This window comes from Burkholderia sp. Bmkn7 (assembly GCF_041103175.1).
GTDB classification, from domain to species: domain Bacteria; phylum Pseudomonadota; class Gammaproteobacteria; order Burkholderiales; family Burkholderiaceae; genus Burkholderia; species Burkholderia cepacia.
On the sequence record NZ_JBGCUH010000002.1, the window covers coordinates 2457270 to 2475138 of the forward strand.

Consider the following 17869-nt stretch of genomic DNA (forward strand, 5'->3'; position numbering starts at 1 on the left):
ACAACCCTGCGACGCCCGCATGATTGCATGGATCGCCGTGCACGCGCACTGAAGCGCACAGGCCCGCCGCAGCGGCATCGCGCCGATTCCGGACGAACCAGAGGCGCATCCGGGGACCCGCACGCGCACCGGCTTGCGGTGACGCGCTTTCGTCATCCGCCGTCACCCGATTGCAGAGGAGACCTGCGCAATGGTGAGCCGATCCGGGAGCCGCGCGCCGTGCATTCACGGCGACGTGCCTGGAACCCGATGGCACAATCACGGTCCCTTTCATGTGCCCTTCACCGGGCGCGCGTCGCGTCGCGGCGCCGATTCAACGCACGAGAAGGCCCCTGTTTGCCCCTATGACCCTGAACGAATCCTGGTTTGAGCCGCTCGTCGGCATCCTCATCCTGCTCGCCGCCGCCGGCGCGATCACCGCCGTCGTCCATTTCCTGCTGTTCCGCGTGGTCGCGCGGCTCGCGCGGCTTTCCGCCACGCGCGTCGACGACGCGCTGTTCGAGTTCGGCGCATTCAAGTGGCTGAACCGCATCGTCCCGTTCGTCGTGATCAAGCTCGGGCTCGGCGCGGTGCCCGGCATTCCCGATACGGCCGCGCAGGTCGCCGACAAGGTGCTGTTCGCGCTGATCGTGTTCCTCGTGACGATGACCGTGAGCGCGACGCTTTCGGCGCTCGAACACGCGCATCGCACGTACCAGCGCGACCAGCCGCGCCTGTCGCTGAAAGGCGCGATGCAGCTCGTCAAGCTCGTGATGTTCATCACGGCCGCGCTCGTCGTGATCGGCGACGCAACCGGCAAGCAGATCGGCCTGCTGCTGTCCGGCATCGGCGCGATGTCGGCGGTGCTGATGCTGATCTTCAAGGACACGCTGCTCGGCCTCGTCGCGGGCGTGCAGCTGTCGTCGAACGACATGCTGCGGATCGGCGACTGGATCACGATGCCGTCGGCCGGTGCGGACGGCACGGTCATCGACATCACGCTGAATACCGTCAAGGTCGCGAACTTCGATCACACGATCATCACGGTGCCCACGTGGAAACTGATCACCGAGAGCTACCAGAACTGGCGCGGGATGACCGAGGCAGGCGGGCGCCGCATCAAGCGCGCGCTGTTCGTCGACGCGACGAGCGTGCGTTTTCTGTCGAACGACGAGATCGAACGGCTCGAACGCCTGACGCTGCTGAAGGACTATCTCGAGGACAAGGTCGACGCGATCGAGCAATGGAACGGCACGCTCGGCGCGGCCGGCGACTGCCCGGCGAACCGCCGCCAGCTGACGAATCTCGGCACGTTTCGCGCGTATGTCGCGAACTACCTGAAGGGCCATCCGCGCATCCGCCGCGACATGACCTGCATGGCGCGGCAACTGCCGCTCACGGCCGAAGGCATTCCGCTCGAACTGTACTGCTTCACCGACACGACGACCTGGGTCGACTATGAAGCCATCCAGTCCGACCTGTTCGATCACCTGATCGCGGTGCTGCCGGAATTCGGGCTGCGCGTGTACCAGCACCCGTCGGGTTTCGACATGCGGCAGATGGCCGGCGCCGGGCAAGCCGTGCAAGCCGGGCTGCAGGCGCCGCACGCGGGATGACGCGCGACACGGCGGCCGGTCATCGGCCGCCCGCCGCCGCCATGGCGGCGCTCACCGTGCCGCGCACTCCGACGCGAGCCGCCCGAGCACCTTCAGCGCATCCTCGATCTGCCGCGACCACGGATAGCTGTAGTTGAGCCGGATGAAATGCCGGTAATCGGTGCCGGCCGAGAACATGTGCCCGGGCCCGACCGTGATCCGCTCCGCGAGGGCCAGCGCATACAGCTTCATCGCGTCGACCTGCTTCGGCAGCTCGACCCACAGCACATACCCGCCCTGCGGCTGCGACAGCCGCGTACCCTCCGGGAAGAAGCGCCGCACCATCGCGCTCATCAGGCTCGCCTGCTGCGCATACAGCTTGCGCATGCGCCGCAGGTGAAAGTCGTAGCCGTCGTGTTTCAGGTACTCGGCGATCGCGAGCTGCTCGATCGCGGGCGTCGCGAGCGTGTTCAGGAATTTCAGCTTCTCGACCTTGTCGCGGTAGCGGCCCGGCATCGCCCAGCCGATCCGGTAGCGCGGTGACAGGCTCTTCGTGAACGACGCGCAATGCAGCACGAGCCCGTCGCGGTCGAACGACTTCAGTGCGCTCGGTGTCGTGTCGCCGAAGTGCAGCTCGTGATAGACGTCGCTCTCGATCGCCGGCACGTCGTGCTTCGCCAGCAGCTCGACGAGCGCGCGCTTGCGCGCGTCGGGCATCTGGAAGCCGAGCGGATTCTGGAAATTCGGCATCACCATGCACGCGGCGATGCGCTCGCGTTCGAGGATGCGTTCGAGCGCGTCGAGATCGATGCCGTCACCCGGGTGCGTCGCGACTTCCAGCGCACGCATACCCATCCGCTCGATCGCGTGCAGCATCGCGTAGAACGTCGGCGACTCCACCGCGATCGTGTCGCCCGGCCGCGCGACGGCCTGCAGGCACAGGTTGATCGCCTCGGTCGCGCCGATCGTCACCACGATCTCGCCGGGTTCGACCGCGATCCCGCGCTCCGCGTAACGCCGCGCGATCTGGCGGATCAGCTCCTGGTTGCCGGGCGGCAGATCGTCGATCACGCCCCAGCGGGTGCGGCGGCGGCCGATCGTCTGCGCATAACGCGCGAGACGCTGCACCGGAAACTGCGACGCATCGGGATACGGCGAGCCGAGCGGCACCGCGTCGTCGCGCGCGATCGAACGCAGCGTCGACAGCACGAGCCGGCTCACGTCCACGGCCGACGGTTCCGCGGCCGGCGCCGACATGTGCAGCTCCGCCTCGGCGGGCACCGACGCGCGCGCACGGACGAAGTAGCCCGATTGCGGCCGGCTCTCGATCAGGCCGCGGCTTTCCAGCACGAGGTACGCGCGCAGCACGGTCGTGACGCTGAGCTGCTGCTGCCGGCTCGCCTGCCGCACCGACGGAATCCGCTCGCCGGGCCGGTATACGCCACGCTCGATCTGCGCCTGGAGATCGTCGGCCAGTTGTTCGTAACGCTTCACGCGCCTCCCTTTCAACTTCCCTTCAACAACACAGTTGCGATCCGCACTGCCTGAATGGCCGCAACTGTACTCTTTTTTGAAGCGAACAGGTGTACACACAGCCGGACGGGGCCCGCGCGTACTCTGCGGCCATCGACCCCGACACCCGTTGCATCATGAAAAAGAAATCCGCTACCGCGCGCATCGAACCGTACACTCACCCGGCCGCCGGCTGGGGTGCGCTGAAGGCCGTCACGATCAACCTGATCAAGGAAAAGGTCGCCGGCGGCAACTACCGCACGCTGCTGCGCCAGAACCAGCCGGACGGCTTCGACTGCCCGGGCTGCGCATGGCCCGACCGCCAGCACGCGTCGACGTTCGAATTCTGCGAAAACGGCGTGAAGGCCGTGGCCGCCGAAGCGACCAGCAAGCGCGTGACGCCTGAATTCTTCGCCGCGCACACGGTCACCGAGCTGCTCGAACAGACGGACTTCGAACTCGAGCAGCACGGCCGGCTCACCGACCCGATGGTGTACGACGCGCAGACCGACCGCTACGTGCCGATCGCGTGGGACGATGCGTTCGAACTGATCGCGCGCCACCTGCGCGCGCTGCCCGATCCGAACCAGGCCGCGTTCTACACGTCCGGGCGCGCGAGCAACGAAGCGGCGTTCCTGTACCAGCTGCTCGTGCGGCTGTACGGCACGAACAACTTTCCCGACTGCTCGAACATGTGCCACGAGGCGACGAGCCGCGGGCTGCCGCCGTCGGTCGGCGTCGGCAAGGGCACCGTCACGCTCGACGATTTCGAGCACGCCGACACGCTGCTGATCTTCGGCCAGAACCCGGCCACCAACCACCCGCGGATGATGGGCGAGCTGCGCGAATGCGCGAAGCGCGGCGCGACGATCGTGTCGATCAACCCGCTGAAGGAGCGCGGCCTCGAACGTTTCGCCGATCCGCAAAGCCCGATCGAGATGCTGACGATGTCGGGCACGAAGATCGCATCGACGTTCATCCAGCCGACGATCGGCGGCGATTTCGCGCTGATCAAGGGGATGGCGAAGCGCGTGCTCGAACTCGACGACGCCGCGCGCGCCGCCGGTGCGCCGCGCGTGCTCGACACCGCGTTCATCGGCGAGCACACGGCCGGCTTCGACGCGTTTGCCGACGATCTTCGCAACGAAAGCTGGTCCGCGCTGACCGCCGAAAGCGGCGTGCCGTACGAACAGATCGACAGCCTCGCGCAGCTCTACGCGCGCAGCGAACGCGTGATCGCGACGTGGGGGATGGGCATCACGCAGCACAAGCACTCGGTCGCGACCGTGCAGATGCTGACGAACCTGATGCTGATGCGCGGCAACATCGGCCGCCCCGGCGCCGGCCTGTGCCCGGTGCGCGGCCACTCGAACGTGCAGGGCAACCGCACGGTCGGGATCGAGGAAAAGCCGTCGCAGGCGTTCCTCGACCGGCTCGGCCACGTGTTCGATTTCGAACCGCCGCGCCACCACGGCTACGACGTCGTCGAGACGATCGAAGGCATGCTCGAAGGCCACGTGAAGGTGCTGATCGGCCTCGGCGGCAACTTCGCGATGGCGACGCCCGACACGCCGCGCACGTGGGAAGGCATGCGCCGCTGCGATCTTTCCGTGCACATCACGACGAAGCTGAACCGCAGCCACCTGATCCACGGCCGCGACGCGCTGATCCTGCCGACGCTCGGCCGCACCGAGATCGACCTGCAGGACAACGTCGCGCAAGGCGTGACGGTCGAGGATTCGATGAGCATGGTCCACGTGTCGTACGGGATGAACAAGCCGGCCTCGCCGAACCTGATGTCGGAGCCCGCGATCGTCGCGCACATCGGCCATGCGCTGTTCGGCAGCGGCAAGGTCGACTGGCTCGCCTACAAGGACGATTACGCGAAGATTCGCGACGCGATCGAGGCCACGCTCGACGGCTTCTACGACTACAACACGCGCATCGCGCGGCCGGGCGGCTTCCACCTGCGCGTCGCGTCGCGCGACCGCGAATGGCTCACGCCGACGGGCAAGGCGAACTTCATCGCGCACCCGCTGCCCGCCGACACGCCGATCCAGCGCGCCCGCGCGCTGCACGGCGAACGCCTGATGACGCTGATGACGACGCGCTCGCACGACCAGTACAACACGACCGTCTACGGGCTCGACGATCGTTATCGCGGCGTGTTCGGCCAGCGCCGCGTGGTGTTCGCCAACCGCGACGATCTCGCGATGCTCGGCCTGAAGGCCGGCGAATGGGTCGACATGGAAACCGTGTGGCACGACGGCATCGAGCGGCGCGCGGACGGTTTCCTGCTCGTCGAATACGACATCCCGCGCGGCTGCATCGGCGCGTACTACCCGGAAACCAACCCGCTGGTGCCGCTCGACAGCGTCGGCGACGTGTGCAACACGCCGACGTCGAAGTCGGTACCCGTGCTGCTGCATCGAGCGGCCGCGCCGGCAGCGATCGCCGCCTGACGGAGCACGGCGATGATCGTTCGTCCGCGCGAGCACTGGCTGCGGATGCTGCTCGTCTGGAACGGGTCGGTGCTGCCGACCATCCTGCCGCAACTCGTGCTGACGCTCGCGATCAGCGTCGTCGCGGTGTGGGGCGGCGGCCGCGTGCTCGGCGAGAAGGTGCCGCTGAACCCGACGCCGTTCACGCTGATCGGCCTCACGCTCGCGATCTTCGCAGGGTTTCGCAACAATGCGAGCTACGAACGCTACCGCGAGGGCCGTCAGCTGTGGGGCGGCGTGCTGACCGCCACGCGCACGCTGGTGTCGCAGGCGCTCTGCTACGGCGCGATCGACGATGACGACGCGTCACGGCAGGCGTTCGTGCGCAAGGTCGTCGCGTTCGTCTATGCGCTGAAGCATCAGCTGCGCGGCACCGATCCGTCGGCCGACCTGCGCACGCTGCTCGACGGCGCCACCTGTACGCGCATCGCCGCCGCCCGGTATGCGCCGGTCGCGATCGTTCACGAACTGCGCGAAGCATTCGCCGCGCGCGCCTACGCCGGGCATCTCGCCGATACGCGACTGTGGATGCTCGACGCACGCCTCGACGATCTCGTCGCGATGGTGAGCGGCTGCGAGCGCATCGCGTCGACGCCGATCCCGTTCTCGTACGACGTGCTGCTGCACCGGACGATCTATGCGTACTGCGTGCTGCTGCCGTTCGGCCTCGTCGATTCGATCGGCGCGGCAACGCCGTTCGTCACCGTGTTCGTCGCCTATACGCTGATCGCGCTCGACGCGATCGCGCATGCGATCGCCGAACCGTTCGGCGACGGTCCCAACCATCTCGCGCTCGACGCAATGACGCGGACGATCGAGCGCACGCTGCTCGAACTGAACCGCGAGCCGCTACCGGCGGAAGTGACGCCCGGCAAGGCCTATCGCCTCAGTTGACGCGCACGGGCCGCCGCTCGCGCGCCCGTCGGCCCGTCCGCCCGTCCGCCCTCCGCCTCTCCGTCCCTCCGCCTCTCAGTCCCTCCGCCCGTCAATCCCGGCGGCCGCGCAGGAAGCGGTCATGCGCGGCCGCCGTCTCCGCGATCGTCCGCAGCAGCACGACACCGCGCAGCAGCGCGCGCCCGTCGTCGCTGTCGACCTCGGTCACGCGCCGCAGCAGCACGCGGGCCGCCGCGCCGCAAGCCCGCTCGAGCCCGGCGAAATCCGCGCGCCCGACCCGCCCCCGTACCAACGCGACCGCACGGCGTGCCGCCGGCTCGCGCGCGGCCAGTTCGGCCAGCGCCAACAGGCTGTCGCCGATCGTCCAGGCCGCGAGCAAATCGCGCAGGTCGCGCTCGATGAGGGTGGCCGGCAGACGGCCCGCGAAGCCGAGCTCGCGCCCGAGACGGTCGGCCGTGCGGCTCAGCCACGCGCTCGCCGGCCACGCCCGCGGATTGCGTGCGATGCGGGCGAGGTCGCCGCGCACCGCGCTATGCAGGCGCCGCCGGCTCGCGCCGGGATCGCCGGGAAACAGGAGCGCGAACACCATCGCGCCGAACGCGATGCCGAGCAGCGTGGCGAGCGCCGAATTGAGAAAGGCGGCGTCGCCGACGCGCGCCGTGTTGTCCGGCGACGTGAAATTCCAGAAGAAGATCGAGAAGCCGCTGCCGATGCCGACCGCACGCGGATGGCGCATCGCGATGCCCGCGCCGATCGTGAACACGCCGAGGATGTACGCGAGCATCTCGAAGCCCGACACCGCCGGCAGCAGCACGAAGTTGCAAAGGGCACCCGCGACCGCCGCGCAGGCGGCGCCTTTCAGGAAGCCGACGGTGGCGCCCACCGAGTTCGGGCGCGTCGAGAACAGCGCGCAGACCACCCCCGTGATCGCGACGAACCCGGCGCCCGACGGCCACGCCGTCACGATCCAGAACACCGCGGCGACCAGCACCGCGATGAACGCGCGCATCCCGTTGTGCCACGCGAGCACCGGATCGTGGTGGAACGCATAACGCACCCGCGACGCCGGCGGATTCGGCAGGTCCAGCTGCGCGTTGCCCGCAAAGGCGGCGTCGAACCCGGCAAGCAGCGCCGCCAGCCGGTCGAGCGTGAGCAGGCGCGACGGGTCCGGGCCGGACGGCTCCGCGGCCTCGGCGCGCACCGCGTCGTCCACGCGCGCCCGCAATGCGGTGAGCGCGGCGCCCGCTTCGCCCGACGCCGCCACGCCGTCGAGCACCTGCGCGGCCTCGGCGACCAGCGGGTCCGGCGTGCCGCCGCTGCGCGCCGCGTGATCGTGCAGCGCCTGCCCCGCGGCCTGAGCGGACAGCACGCCCAGCACCGCCGTGCGCAGATGGCCGATCGCGTTGCGCACCGGCGGCGCGCCGGTGGCCGCATATTCGGCCGCCGTGTCGAGTTCGAGCGCATCCGCGAACAGCCGGTGCACGGCCGCGACGTTCGGCTCGCGGCGCAGCGCACCCGCGCCGACCGCCGCCGCGCGGTCGAGATAGCGCCTGAGACGCGTACGGACATCGTCCAGCGGCGTGCCCGGCGCGAAGACCGTATCGAACAGCGCGCCGCACAGGATGCCGACCACCACGTAAAGGAACCGCGCGACCGCGATGTCGAACGCGTGCAGCGGCGCGGATACCGCATCCATCGCGACGATCGCGGCCGTGTAGCCGGCGAGCACCGCCGCGTAGGCGCGGAAATTCCGCTGGAACGTCGCGACGCCCGCGCACAGGCCGATCCAGGCAGCGAGCGCCGGCAGGAACAGCTCGGGGGTCTGCGCGAATGCACCGGTCAGCACGAGCGCGACGGCCGCGCCGATCGCGGTGCCGAGAATCCGGTACTGGCTCTTCGACAAGCCCATCCCGCGGCTGCCCTGCGCGACGATCCACACCGTCGATGCGGCCCATTTCGGGTCGTCGAGATTCATCCGGAAGGCAATGTAGAGCGCGAGCAGCGACGCGGCCGTGTTGCGCAACGCGAAGGCGACCGCACCGGGCGGCAGCGTGGGCCGTGCGTCGCGCAGCACGGTGCGAAAGGCCGCAAGCGGCGGCAGATCGGGCAAGGCGAATTTCATGCGGCGAGCATACGGGCGCGCGCCGCCGCCACTAAGACGCGTGGACGGGATGCGTTATTGCACCGGGCAGGATAATCGCCGCCGCACGGAGCGATCCGGCCGGCGAAGGTAAGATGCGCGCAGGTCGAACACGGAAGCACCCCGTATGAACTTCGAAAGCATCCGCATATTCCTGCGCGTGGTCGAGCGCGGCAACTTCACCGCCGCCGCCACGCAACTCGACATGCCGCTCAGCCGCGTGAGCCGCAAGGTCAAGCAGCTCGAGGACGATCTCGGCGTCCAGCTGCTGTACCGGACCACACGCCGCGTGTCCGTCACCGAGGCCGGACGCGACTACTACGAGCGCTGCCTGCGCGCCGAGGACATCCTGCTCGACGCGGACCGCCAGGCCCGCGCGCTGCGCATGGCGCCGGAGGGCACGCTGCGCGTGCTGGTGCCCTACTCGATCGGCCTGTTCGAACTGGAGCCGGCGCTCGCCGAATTTCGCCGGCGCTACCCGCTCGTCCAGCTCGTGCTGATCTACGACAACAACCCGCTCGATCTCGTCGAACACGGCTTCGACGTCGCGCTGCGCGCGGGCGTGCTGACCGACTCCAGCTACATCGCACGCTCGCTCGGCTGGTCGCAGGCGAAGCTCGCCGCGAGCCCCGCCTATCTCGACCGCGTCGGCCGGCCCGCCACGCCGCAGGACCTCGCGCAGCACGACCTGCTGCTCGTCGGCCGCGACGCGCCCGGCCAGACGCTGCGGCTCACCAATGCGGCCGGCGAAGTCGCCGACGTGCCGGTGCGACCGGTGCTGATCACCAACGAATCGGTGACGGTGCTGCGCCAGGCCGCGAGCGGCGGCGGCATCGCGCTGGCCTCGACGCACTACACGGCCCGCCGGCTCGAACGGAACGAACTCGAAATCGTGCTGCCCGACTGGCACCGGGCCGACGACGTCGAGCTGCACGTGCTGTACCCGCGGCGCGCGACGCTCGACAGCAAGGTGCGCGCGTTCGTCGATTTCCTCGCGGAACTGTTCACCGCATGGCGACCGGCCCCGTAACCGGTACCGTTCGGCCCGGTTCGCACGCCGATTATTGCGCGGCGCGAAATCGATTAATGAGCCGGCCCGTGTTGATGGCGGCACGCCACATCGTTAGCCTGTCGCGATGCACAACGACTCCACCGGCGACGCCAGCCGCCTGACCGCTGCCCGCAGACGCGTCACGCGCGTCCCGCCTTCCTGACCGGCAGCATCCCGCCTTCCGAAGCCCGCCACGGCTTCGTGCATCCGATCGAGCCGCACATCGCACACGTCGGCCCCGGCTACCGGGCCGCGTCGCGCGCCGTGCGCTTTCCGTTCAGCAGCCGCGCCGCGCCTGCGTCGCGTTCGCACGCGTGCGTGCGCGGTGGCGCGTGCCCGCCGCGACGGGCCGCAGCCGTCAAGCATCTTACGCTTCTTACGCAGGAAACCCATGTCCACTCCGTCATCTCCCGCCCCGCTGTCGGGCGGCAAGCTCGCGATCGGCACGATCGCGGTATCGCTCGCGATGTTCATGAACGTGCTCGACTCGTCGATCGCGAACGTCGCCATTCCGACCATCTCGGGCGACCTCGGCGTGTCGGTCGACGAAGGCACGTGGGTCATCACGATCTTTGCGGCCGCGAACGCGGTGTCGATTCCGTTGACGGGCTGGCTCACGCAGCGCTTCGGCCAGGTACGCCTGTTCGTCACGTCGATCCTGCTGTTCGTGTTCGCGTCGTGGCTGTGCGGGATCGCGCCGAACCTGCCGACACTGCTCGCCGCGCGGATCCTGCAGGGCGCGGTCGCCGGGCCGCTCGCGCCGCTGTCGCAGGCGCTGCTGCTCGGCGCGTGGCCGCGGCAGAAATCGTCGAGCGCGCTGGCGCTGTGGTCGATGACGGCGCTCGTCGGCCCGATCGCGGGGCCGTCGCTCGGCGGCTGGATCACGTACGACTACAACTGGTCGTGGATCTTCTACATCAACATCCCGGTGGGTTTCTTCGCGGCCGCCGTCACGTGGATCGTGTTCCGCGATCGCGAATCGGCCACGCGCCGCCTGCCGATCGATACGGTCGGCCTGCTGCTGCTCGTGCTGTGGGTCGCGTCGCTGCAGATCATGCTCGACAAAGGCAAGGATCTCGACTGGTTCAACTCGCCCGTCGTCGTCGCGCTCGGCATCGTCGCGCTGATCGGCTTCGCGTTCTTCCTCGTGTGGGAACTGCACGAGGCCAACCCGATCGTCGACCTGCGGCTTTTCACGCAGCGCAATTTCGCGGGCGGCACGATCGCGATCTCGGTCGCGTACGGGATGTTCTTCGGCACGCTCGTGCTGCTGCCGCAATGGATGCAGGGCTATCTCGGCTACCGCGCGGTCGATTCGGGGCTCGCCACCGCGCCGCTCGGGGTGTTCGCGATCCTGCTCACGCCGGTCATGGGGCGCCTGCTGCCGCGCACCGACCCGCGCTACATCGCGACGCTCGCGTTCGTCGGCTTCGCGGTCGTGTTCATGATGCGCACGACCTTCTACACCGACGTGTCGCGCTGGGACCTCGTGCTGCCGACGCTGCTGCAAGGCATCCCGATGGCGATGTTCTTCGTGCCGCTAACGTCGATCATCCTGTCCGGGCTGCCGCCGGAAAAGATCCCGGCCGCCGCCGGCCTGTCGAATTTCGGCCGCACGTTCTGCGGCGCGGTCGGCACGTCGCTGATCAGCAACGCCTGGAACGACCGCACGATCCTGCACCACGCGCGGCTCACCGAACAGGCGAGCATCGACAACCCGACCTTCGCGCAACACGTCGACACGACGCGCTCGCTGCTGCACCTGAGCCCCGATTCGGCGCTCGCGCTCTTCAACACGTCGGTCGATTCGCAAGCGGCCGTGATGGGGCTGAACGACATCTTCTATGTATCGGCGATCATCTTCGTCGCGATCATTCCGCTGATCTGGATCACGAAACCGTCGCGCTCGGGCGGCGGCGATGCCGACGCGGCGGCGGCCGGCGCGCATTGATCCGGATGCGCGCCGGCCGGGCCCTGCGTCGCGCTCGCCGGGCCTCGCGTCGTCACCCGCAGGCGTAATAAAGACTTGCAATCGATACAGGCGGAAACGTCAACAGCCGGTGCCCGCGCCGCGTTTTCTGGACAAGCGCTCACGATCCGGGCGCGCAACGACAGGAGAAAACACCATGCGAGCCTTGACGCGCCATCTCGCGATTGCCGCCACCCTGATGTCTGTACTGACCGGCACCGCGTTCGCCGACACGCCGTGGCAACAGGTGCATCCGCGCCGCGAAGAGGTCAACCAGCGCCTCGCAAACCAGAATCGCCGGATCCATCACGAAGTGAAGGAAGGCGAGATGTCGCACGCACAGGCCGCGCGCCTGCACCGTGACGACCGCAAGATCCGCCGGGAAGAGCGGGACATGGCTGCGCAGGATCGCAGCCACATCACGAAGAGCGAACAGCACGTGCTGAACCAGCAGGAAAATGCGGTCAGCCACCAGATCGGCCAATAAGATCGACAACACCGGCAGGTGCCCATTCGCCACCACCTGAAACGCCCGCTGCCGCCGTGCGGCAGCGGGTGCTTGTTGTGTATCGAATCGTTTCAACGCGCCAACGGCTTCAAATGCTGCGGGTATACTCCGTCGTCAGCCGCCTGCCGCATCGTCGTCCGTCAAACATGGCCCGATTCCGGGCGGTTTCGTCGCGAAGCTTCGCGTTTCGCCTACCCCGCGCCCCAGCCTCGATACGAGACCCACGACGACCCACCATGAAACGATTCCTGCTGCTCCTTCCCGCCGCCCTGCTCGCCGCCTGCGGTTCCGCGCCGTCGTCCGACTCGGCCGCCTCGTCCGGCGCGGCGCCGATGATGTACGTGTCGTCGCAACGTCCGGCCTACGCGATCGCCAACTGCCTCGACAGCCGCCTGCCGGGCACCGAGCAATCGCAGCACAACGGCGTGACCGATATCGCCGTCGGCTCGAACTCCTACTTCGTCACGCTGACGCCGTCGGGCAACGGTTCGGTCGTCAAGGTCGTGCGCGGCTCGGGCAGCGAGCCGCCCGAGGAAACGATGCGCTTCGCGCTCGCACGCTGCCTGATCTGATCCGACCCCCGCCGATGCCGGGCGCCCGCCCGGCTCGCTCCTGCGCGCCGGCCCGCCGGCGCGCACGCCGAATATTTTCATCCGGGTGGCCGTCGATGAGAGAATCGCACCCACGATTCCCTTTCAACGGAGCCCGCATGAAGCACCTGCTGTCCCGGCTGTTCGTCAGCGCCGCGCTCGTCGCGCTTGTCCCGGCGCTGCCGGCGCAGGCGGCCACGCCGCCCGGCATCTTCGTCGTCGCCACGCAGCTCGGCGAATTCACGACCCTCGACCCGAGCGGGATTTACGAACTGGTGCCGTCGGAGTACGTCGCGAATACCTACGAACGGCTGGTGCGCGTCGACCTGAAGGACCCGACGCGCTTCGACGGGCAGATCGCGCAATCGTGGACGGTCGGCGCCGACGGCGTGACCTACACGTTCAAGCTGCGCCCCGGCCTCACGTTCCATTCCGGCAACCCGGTCACCGCCGACGACGTCGCGTGGTCGCTGCAGCGCACCATCCTGCTCGACAAGGGGCCGGCCGGCGTGCTTGCCGACCTCGGCCTCACGAAAGCGAACGTGGCGCAGAAGGTGCGCGTGGTCGACCCGCAGACCGTCGTGCTCGAAACCGACCGCAAGTACGCACCGAGCTTCGTGCTCAACGTGCTGAGCGCATGCCCGGCATCGGTCTTCGACAAGAAGCTGCTGCTGTCGCACCAGCAGGGCAACGATTTCGGCAGCGGCTGGCTCCGGACCAACGACGCGGGCTCGGGCCCGTACCAGCTCGTCAAGTGGACGCCCAACGAAAACATCGTGCTGCAGCGTTTCGAGAAATACCGCACGCCGTACCCGATGAAGCGCGTCGTGCTGCGCCACGTGCCCGAAGCGTCCGCGCAACGGTTGCTGCTGGAGAACGGCGACGCCGACGCCGCGCGCAACCTGAGCCCCGACAGCCTCGCCGCGCTGACGAAGGCCGGCAAGATCAAGGTCGCGTCGTGGCCGGTGTCCGCGCTGCTGTACCTGAGCCTGAACACGAAGAACCCGAACCTCGCGAAACCCGAGGTGCAGCAGGCGATGAAATGGCTGGTCGACTATGACGGCATCCAGCGCAACATCGTCAGCACGACGTACAAGGTGCATGAAACCTTCCTGCCCGAAGGCTTCCTCGGCGCGTCGAACGCGCGGCCGTACAAGCAGGACGTCGCGAAGGCGAAGGCGCTGCTCGCCAAGGCCGGCCTGCCGAACGGCTTCGACGTGACGATGGACATGCCGAACGACTATCCGTACCTCGAGATCGCGCAGGCGCTGCAGGCGAACTTCGCGCTGGGCGGCATCCGCGTGAAGCTGATTCCGGGCGATGCGAAGCAGGCGATCGGCAAGTATCGCGCGCGCCAGCACGACATCTTCGTCGGCGAATGGTCGCCCGACTACATGGACCCGAACAGCAACGCGCGCGGCTTCGCGTGGAATCCGGACAACTCCGACCAGTCGCCGACGAAGATGCTCGCGTGGCGCAACAGCTGGGACATTCCGCAACTGACGAAGGACACCGAGGCCGCGCTCGTCGAGCCGTCGCCCGCGAAACGCGCGCAGCGTTACGAAGCGCTGCAGAAGGCCGTGCTCGCGAACTCGCCGTTCATCATCATGTTCGAGAAGGTCGTGCAGGTCGCGACGCGCCCCGGCGTGACCGGGCCGGAAATCGGGCCGATCAACGACCTCGTGTCATACCGCACGCTCGCGAAATAATGGCGCCCGCCCGCGCACCCGGCCCTGCCGGCGCGCGGGTAATCGCCGCGGGCCGCCGTGGCGGTGCTATGCCGTGCGGCGCGGGCGATCTACAATGCGCGACGCCACGGACGCCGGCCGCGACCGGCGACGATGGGGACCACCGAATCCGCTAATCCGCTTCGCCAAGGAAAACAGGATGCGCACGCTACAACAACTGCGAATGGAGTTCCTTCAGTACAAGATCGAGCCGATCGGCTGGCTCGGCGACAGCCCTTCCCGCTTCGACTTCTATACGCAAACGGCCGCCGGATGCGACACCATCCTGGAACTCGGCGTGTTCACCGGGCTGACCACGACGGCCTTCCTGCTCGCGCAGCCGAAGCGCCTCGTGTCGGTCGACATCTCCGACGAGTATTTCCAGATCCGGCCCGAACTGGAGCAGGCGGCGAAAGACCTGTCGATCGACTTCGAATTCCGGATCGCCGACGATCTCGCGATGGAGCCGCTCGCCGCCGACCTGCTGTTCATCGACACCACGCATACGTACGAGCAGACGCTCGCCGAACTGAACCGTTTCGGCCCGCTGGCGCGCAAGAAGATCGTGCTGCACGACATGACCGTGGCCGGCGTGTACCAGGCGGTGTTCCAGTGGCTGTGGGACAACAAGCAGTTTCATATTACGTATCACGACAGCCGCGGTTGCGGCGCGGTCGTCTGCGAGCGCCACGTCGGCTACTGAGCCGGGCGCGCGCAACGGGGGGCGAACATGCAATCGAGCGAACACGCGGTCTGCGTGGCGATGAACGACAACAACCGCGCGTGGTACGAGATGCTCGTGCCGTTCCTGCTGTCGCTGCGGCACACCGGCTACGACGGGCGGATCGCGGTGATCGGCTACGGGCTGTCCGAACGCAAGCGGCAGATCCTCGCGAGCCAGTCGGTCGACGTGATCGACGCGTCGAGCGCGTATGCGCTGCCGGTCGGCCGCTTCATCGAGGCCGCCGAGTATTGCGCACGTAACCCGCAGATCCGCAAGCTCGCGCTGTACGACGCCGACATCTGGTTCTGTGCGCCGCCGTTCGACCTGTTCTCGCAGATCGGCGACGACCGGCTCCACGCGTGCCCCGACCCGCTGTTCTGCACGTTCGTCGTCACGCCGCTGATCGGCGAGCGGCGCGACCATCACTGGCGCCTCGTCGTCGACGAAGTCTCCGCCCGCCACGGCAGCGCGTTGCAGGCCGGGCTCGTCGCCGGGACCGCCGACGCGTGGGCACGCTACGCCGGCCACCTGCGCGACTGCACCGCCCGCATCGGCACCGATTTCCAGGAATGCTTCGGAATCGATACGACGTTCCTGCACCTGTGGAGCGCCCAGGGCGAAACGGCGCTGCTCGATCCGGTCCAGAACTTCGTCAGCAAGTACGGCATTCACGAAGCGTTCGATGCAGGCACCGGCACGACGACGCTCCGGTATCACGGCGAGCCGATCCGCGCGCTGCACATGACCGGAGACATCCGCTTCCTCGACCGCTGGCGCTACTACGCGAACCACGTCGACGCCGCGCTGCGCGACGGCGTGCCGTTCGCACTGTCGGACGGCACGCGGGCACAGTCCGACGCGGTCGCCGCGCGCATCGCGGCGACCGACTACGTGCGCTCGGCCGGGCTGACCGTTGCGGCCGCAACGATCGAGACAAGCGCGGGCGCCTACCTGCAGGCGATCGACGAACCCGGCGGCACGATGCTGATCGGCAGCGGGAACCACGAGGTCGTGTTCACCGCGACACGCGACATCGCGCGGCTGAACGTCTATGTCACGCACCCGTCCGGGTCGCCGTCGCCGCTGCTGTGCGAAGTGCTGGTCGACGGGCAGCCGCAGCGGAAAGGCACCGAACTGACGGCGCATTTCACGTACCGGATCGCGCCCGGCACCGTCATCACGCTGCGCTCGACGAGCCTCGGCGGCCAGCAGTGCAATGCGATCTGGCGGTTGCGCGAGGCGCCGGACATGCAGCAGTAGGCAGCGAGCGGCAGGCGGCGGCCCGCCGCCGGTCAATGGAATGCCGCCCACACCAGGTACGCATTCAACCCGACGATCACGACCGTCGCCGCGCCGGCGACGATCCGCAGCGGCATCCGCATCGCGTAAGCGCCCATCACGTCCGCCCGCGCCGACAGCATCAGCAGCGCGATCATCGGCATCGGCAGCACGAAACTCAGCACCACCTGGCTCGCGACCATCGCGCGCGTGACATCGCAGCCGAGCGCGACCACCGCGAACGCGGGCACGACCGTCACCGCGCGCCGCACCCAGACCGGCACGCGGCGGTGGATGAAACCCTGCATCACGACCTGCCCGGCCATCGTGCCGACCACCGAACTCGACACGCCCGAGGTCAGCAGCGCGACGAGAAACAGCGCGCCGGCCGCCGGCCCGAGCACCGGGATCAGCGTGTGATACGCGTCGCCGATGTCGGTCATGCCCGGCGCGCTCGCGTGAAACGCCGACGACGCCATCATCACCATCGCGAGATTCACGAACCCGGCCAGCCCGAGCGCGACGACCACCTCGCGATTCGAGAAGCGCACGAGCCGCCGCCGCTCCGTATCGTCGCGCGGCGCGGTGCGATCCTGCGTGAGCCCCGAATGCAGATACAGCGTGTGCGGCATGATCGTCGCGCCGATGATCCCGACCGCGATCGTCAGCGCCGCGCGATCCGGAATCTGCGGGACGACCAGGTGGAACGCGGCCGCATGCCAGTCCTGCGGCGCGATCAGCAGTTCGCCGAGATAGCACGCACCGATCACGCCGACCAGCGCCGCGATCGCGGCTTCCAGCGGCCGGAAGCCGCGCTTTTCGAGCGCGAGGATCGTGCAGGTCGCGAGCGCCGTCGCGATCATCCCCGCGAACAGCGACAGGTGGCACAACAGCCCGAATGCAAGCGCGCCGCCGAGGAATTCGGCGAGATCGGTCGCCATCGCGGCGATCTCGGACGCGACCCACATACCCCATACGACCGGCGCGGGAAACCGGTCGCGGCACAGCTCCGCAAGATTGCGGCCGGTCACGATGCCGAGCTTCGCCGACATCGCCTGGAACAGCATCGCGATCGCGTTCGCGGCCAGTACGACCCACAGCAGCCGGTAGCCGAACGCGGCACCGGCCTGGATGTTGGTCGCGAAGTTGCCGGGGTCCATATAACCGATCGACGCGATCACGGCCGGGCCGACGAACGGCAGCAGCGCGGCGACGCCGGTGCGGCGCCCTTCCAGCGCGGCACGCGCCGCGCCGTCGGTGTGGCCGGTCTGGTCGTTGTGCCCGGTACGCAGGCCCGGCAGCGCGAAGCCGCCGGCAGGTTTGTTCGTGACGGGAATCATGGTGGTGTTCCGTTCGAATGAGGAAGGATTCCTGAAGGTCGGGCGCCACGGCCGGCATGTC

General features: G+C 68.4%; 14 protein-coding genes. 10 read left to right on the forward strand and 4 right to left on the reverse strand.

What is annotated here, in order from left to right; genetic code table 11:
• Positions 1 to 344: 344 nt before the first annotated feature.
• A complete protein-coding gene (locus AB3K92_RS16895) occupies positions 345 to 1595 on the forward strand; it encodes a mechanosensitive ion channel family protein (protein ID WP_021162634.1) in 1251 nt (416 codons plus the stop codon).
• Between the two features lie 51 nt (positions 1596 to 1646).
• Here the strand turns inward: AB3K92_RS16895 and AB3K92_RS16900 are convergent, their stop codons facing one another.
• Entirely contained in the window at positions 1647 to 3068 is a 1422-nt protein-coding gene (locus tag AB3K92_RS16900) for a PLP-dependent aminotransferase family protein (RefSeq protein ID WP_369465465.1), read from the reverse strand.
• 155 nt (positions 3069 to 3223) lie between these two features.
• Here AB3K92_RS16900 and AB3K92_RS16905 point away from each other — a divergent pair, with 155 nt between their 5' ends.
• Together AB3K92_RS16905 and AB3K92_RS16910 are read left to right on the forward strand one after the other, a co-directional pair.
• Positions 3224 to 5548, forward strand: a complete 2325-nt coding sequence (locus AB3K92_RS16905) for an FdhF/YdeP family oxidoreductase (RefSeq protein ID WP_059488099.1) — start codon at positions 3224 to 3226, stop codon at positions 5546 to 5548.
• A gap of 12 nt (positions 5549 to 5560) precedes the next feature.
• Entirely contained in the window at positions 5561 to 6481 is a 921-nt protein-coding gene (locus AB3K92_RS16910; protein WP_369465466.1) for a bestrophin family protein, read from the forward strand.
• A 91-nt stretch (positions 6482 to 6572) separates the two neighbouring features.
• Here the strand turns inward: AB3K92_RS16910 and AB3K92_RS16915 are convergent, their stop codons facing one another.
• Positions 6573 to 8603 carry an FUSC family protein gene (locus AB3K92_RS16915; protein ID WP_369465467.1) on the reverse strand — a complete coding sequence of 677 codons (2031 nt, stop codon included), beginning with the start codon at positions 8601 to 8603 and terminating at the stop codon, positions 6573 to 6575.
• A 145-nt stretch (positions 8604 to 8748) separates the two neighbouring features.
• On the opposite strand from AB3K92_RS16915, the gene AB3K92_RS16920 reads away from it, so the two are divergent.
• The gene (locus tag AB3K92_RS16920; protein ID WP_369465468.1) at positions 8749 to 9651 is read left to right on the forward strand and encodes a LysR family transcriptional regulator; all 903 of its coding nucleotides are present in this window, start codon (positions 8749 to 8751) and stop codon (positions 9649 to 9651) included.
• 93 nt (positions 9652 to 9744) lie between these two features.
• Here the strand turns inward: AB3K92_RS16920 and AB3K92_RS16925 are convergent, their stop codons facing one another.
• Positions 9745 to 10065, reverse strand: a complete 321-nt coding sequence (locus AB3K92_RS16925; protein WP_369465470.1) for a hypothetical protein — start codon at positions 10063 to 10065, stop codon at positions 9745 to 9747.
• Here AB3K92_RS16925 and AB3K92_RS16930 point away from each other — a divergent pair.
• From AB3K92_RS16930 to AB3K92_RS16955, 6 genes are all read left to right on the forward strand, one after another.
• Positions 10064 to 11623 (forward strand): DHA2 family efflux MFS transporter permease subunit, encoded by a 1560-nt coding sequence (locus AB3K92_RS16930; RefSeq protein WP_021161342.1) that lies wholly within the window; start codon positions 10064 to 10066, stop codon positions 11621 to 11623. The genes AB3K92_RS16925 and AB3K92_RS16930 overlap by 2 nt on opposite strands.
• A gap of 175 nt (positions 11624 to 11798) precedes the next feature.
• Positions 11799 to 12128 (forward strand): hypothetical protein, encoded by a 330-nt coding sequence (locus AB3K92_RS16935; RefSeq protein WP_369465471.1) that lies wholly within the window; start codon positions 11799 to 11801, stop codon positions 12126 to 12128.
• Positions 12129 to 12385: 257 nt separating this feature from the next.
• On the forward strand, positions 12386 to 12721 hold the full coding sequence (locus AB3K92_RS16940; protein WP_021161344.1) for a hypothetical protein: 336 nt from the start codon (positions 12386 to 12388) through the stop codon (positions 12719 to 12721).
• Positions 12722 to 12858: 137 nt separating this feature from the next.
• A complete protein-coding gene (locus AB3K92_RS16945) occupies positions 12859 to 14448 on the forward strand; it encodes an ABC transporter substrate-binding protein (RefSeq protein WP_021161345.1) in 1590 nt (529 codons plus the stop codon).
• 178 nt (positions 14449 to 14626) lie between these two features.
• Positions 14627 to 15169, forward strand: a complete 543-nt coding sequence (locus AB3K92_RS16950) for a class I SAM-dependent methyltransferase (protein WP_021161346.1) — start codon at positions 14627 to 14629, stop codon at positions 15167 to 15169.
• Between the two features lie 27 nt (positions 15170 to 15196).
• Positions 15197 to 16450, forward strand: coding sequence for a hypothetical protein (locus AB3K92_RS16955; RefSeq protein WP_369465472.1), 1254 nt, complete (start codon positions 15197 to 15199; stop codon positions 16448 to 16450).
• Positions 16451 to 16482: 32 nt separating this feature from the next.
• Here AB3K92_RS16955 and AB3K92_RS16960 read toward each other — a convergent pair whose 3' ends face one another.
• Positions 16483 to 17808, reverse strand: a complete 1326-nt coding sequence (locus AB3K92_RS16960; RefSeq protein ID WP_369465473.1) for an Nramp family divalent metal transporter — start codon at positions 17806 to 17808, stop codon at positions 16483 to 16485.
• Positions 17809 to 17869 lie beyond the last annotated feature (61 nt).

Bases quoted from the DNA above. Each gene is read 5' to 3' on its own strand.
- AB3K92_RS16895 (WP_021162634.1), top strand. From the start codon at position 345: ATGACCCTGAACGAATCCTGGTTTGAGCCGCTCGTCGGCATCCTCATC.
- AB3K92_RS16905 (WP_059488099.1), top strand. From the start codon at position 3,224: ATGAAAAAGAAATCCGCTACCGCGCGCATCGAACCGTACACTCACCCG.
- AB3K92_RS16910 (WP_369465466.1), top strand. From the start codon at position 5,561: ATGATCGTTCGTCCGCGCGAGCACTGGCTGCGGATGCTGCTCGTCTGG.
- AB3K92_RS16915 (WP_369465467.1), bottom strand. From the start codon at position 8,603: ATGAAATTCGCCTTGCCCGATCTGCCGCCGCTTGCGGCCTTTCGCACC.
- AB3K92_RS16920 (WP_369465468.1), top strand. From the start codon at position 8,749: ATGAACTTCGAAAGCATCCGCATATTCCTGCGCGTGGTCGAGCGCGGC.
- AB3K92_RS16930 (WP_021161342.1), top strand. From the start codon at position 10,064: ATGTCCACTCCGTCATCTCCCGCCCCGCTGTCGGGCGGCAAGCTCGCG.
- AB3K92_RS16925 (WP_369465470.1), bottom strand. From the start codon at position 10,065: ATGGGTTTCCTGCGTAAGAAGCGTAAGATGCTTGACGGCTGCGGCCCG.
- AB3K92_RS16935 (WP_369465471.1), top strand. From the start codon at position 11,799: ATGCGAGCCTTGACGCGCCATCTCGCGATTGCCGCCACCCTGATGTCT.
- AB3K92_RS16940 (WP_021161344.1), top strand. From the start codon at position 12,386: ATGAAACGATTCCTGCTGCTCCTTCCCGCCGCCCTGCTCGCCGCCTGC.
- AB3K92_RS16945 (WP_021161345.1), top strand. From the start codon at position 12,859: ATGAAGCACCTGCTGTCCCGGCTGTTCGTCAGCGCCGCGCTCGTCGCG.
- AB3K92_RS16950 (WP_021161346.1), top strand. From the start codon at position 14,627: ATGCGCACGCTACAACAACTGCGAATGGAGTTCCTTCAGTACAAGATC.
- AB3K92_RS16955 (WP_369465472.1), top strand. From the start codon at position 15,197: ATGCAATCGAGCGAACACGCGGTCTGCGTGGCGATGAACGACAACAAC.
- AB3K92_RS16960 (WP_369465473.1), bottom strand. From the start codon at position 17,808: ATGATTCCCGTCACGAACAAACCTGCCGGCGGCTTCGCGCTGCCGGGC.